At 45.2% G+C, this 1725-nt stretch carries 2 protein-coding genes; both read right to left on the minus strand.

From position 1 onward, the window contains the following. Nucleotides 1-263: 263 nt before the first annotated feature. Nucleotides 264-1568, minus strand: coding sequence for an IS30 family transposase (locus OCV77_RS16330; RefSeq protein WP_015516100.1), 1305 nt, complete (start codon nucleotides 1566-1568; stop codon nucleotides 264-266). Then, nucleotides 1546-1686 carry a hypothetical protein gene (locus OCV77_RS16335; protein WP_157579697.1) on the minus strand — a complete coding sequence of 47 codons (141 nt, stop codon included), beginning with the start codon at nucleotides 1684-1686 and terminating at the stop codon, nucleotides 1546-1548. The genes OCV77_RS16330 and OCV77_RS16335 overlap by 23 nt, the downstream gene beginning before the upstream one ends. Nucleotides 1687-1725: the final 39 nt, after the last annotated feature.

Consider the following 1725-nt stretch of genomic DNA (forward strand, 5'->3'; position numbering starts at 1 on the left):
GTTCAATAGTCATCCGAGATTCCCGTTTTGTAAACGAGTTTCACATTTTGAAAGCGACCTGCAAATTTTGTACCCGACTTTCCACTTTTGTAATGACTTTCCCGTTTTTTCCCTTGCTTTTATGATATAATCACCTTATGGCAGAGTATTTTTTTGCACAAAAACCGGACGTCAGTTTTGGCTTACAAATTTTGCAAGCCATAATTCACGTCTTCTGCTGTTCCTATTTCAGCCGGCGGTCTGTGCTTTATTCTGTCTTCTGGTTACTTTTTGAGAAGTCTTGCGGTGAGGTTGATGTCTTTGGCTGCAACCTCGTGGCATCTAAGCCTCTCCGCCAGGTCTTCTCCATAATAAAAGCTGAACGCTTCATACGGACTTTTTCCGTTCAGTTTCTTTCTCCGGTAGGAATTGATATGGTTCATCATCAGCTCTACGTCTGCCTGCGTCAGTTCATCAAAGCTTCTTCCTTTCGGCAGGATCCTGCGTATAAATTCATGTCCCACCTCGATCTCTGCTTTCTGGTACGGCGCACTTGGATTGCAGTAATAGATCCTCGTCCTTTGAAATCCTTTTCCATCCGGTCCGTTCTCTATACACCTGGGATTGGAAAACTCACTTCCGTTATCCGTCAGGATGACCGGAAACAGCTTCCTAAAATCCTGCCCTCCCAGCCGGTGGTACAGTTCATCATAAATATCTATCACTGACTTTGAGGTGTTCGCTTCCCGCAGGAACCCCAGCATCAGTGACACATTTACAAAATATATCGTCAGCAGGACTTTCCCTCCCTTGCTGCCGATCACGGAATCCATCTGCACCACTGCTGTGTCCGGATGCTGTTCCATATATACTTCGTAATCATGATAATTCCTTCCCACACGGCATCCACGGTCTACTTTCAGCTCCGGTTTTTTATATCTCGGACGGTACTTTACCTTTCTTGGCAGGTCTATGTTCCTGATATCAAACAGGCATCCATCCACGTAGTTGTAGAGGGTCTTTTCACTGCACATCAGTTCATCCTTATGTGTCAGGTAGATCTGATGGATAGACTGCCCCTGTTTTACCAACGGCACCAGGATTTCATTGAGTCTGGCGATTTCCCCTTCCGTAGCAAGGATCCCGCTTCGGGATTCCGATATCTTATCCGTTGCCCGCCTCTGGGCTCCCAGAGCATCGTAAACAGTTTTTGTCAGCGTACACTTCTTTACTTCACTGCATCCGTTGCATACATATGGCGGTTTAAAGCGATGGGTACATATTTCTTCTTCATAATGCTCGCAGTAACGGTTGCATATGAGTTCACACTGTTTACAGACAGCTACCAGTGGATGCCTGCAGTCATTTGTCCCACATACTTTTTTCCTCTTACATGCTTTTCTGTACTTGCAGGTATTATGCGGGTAACTTCCATAACCGGTGTCCTGTTCGATGGAATAGTTCCTGATCTCCTTTGTGATGGTAGTCCTGTCCCTTCCCAGTTTCTCTCCAAGCTCTGTGAAAGTCATGTGCTCCTTTAGTCCGCTTTCTATCTCCAGCCGGTCCTCATAATTTAAGAACTTTGCCATACTGTCTCCTTTCCCCGCCAGCTGCTGAAGTTCTGTTAAAAAACAGGAAGAACATTTCTGCTCTTCCTGCATTTGTATCGTCACTTTCACTGCTGTAATTTATTCTGTTTGTAATCAACTTTCCCCCTCACACGGGAATTTCAAAAAACTATTGAGG

The organism is Suilimivivens aceti (assembly GCF_025567405.1).
In the GTDB taxonomy this organism is placed as follows: domain Bacteria; phylum Bacillota; class Clostridia; order Lachnospirales; family Lachnospiraceae; genus Suilimivivens; species Suilimivivens aceti.

What these genes read in the sequence shown, in the direction of transcription:
- OCV77_RS16330 (WP_015516100.1), bottom strand. Translation starts at nt 1,568, where the DNA reads ATGGCAAAGTTCTTAAATTATGAGGACCGGCTGGAGATAGAAAGCGGA.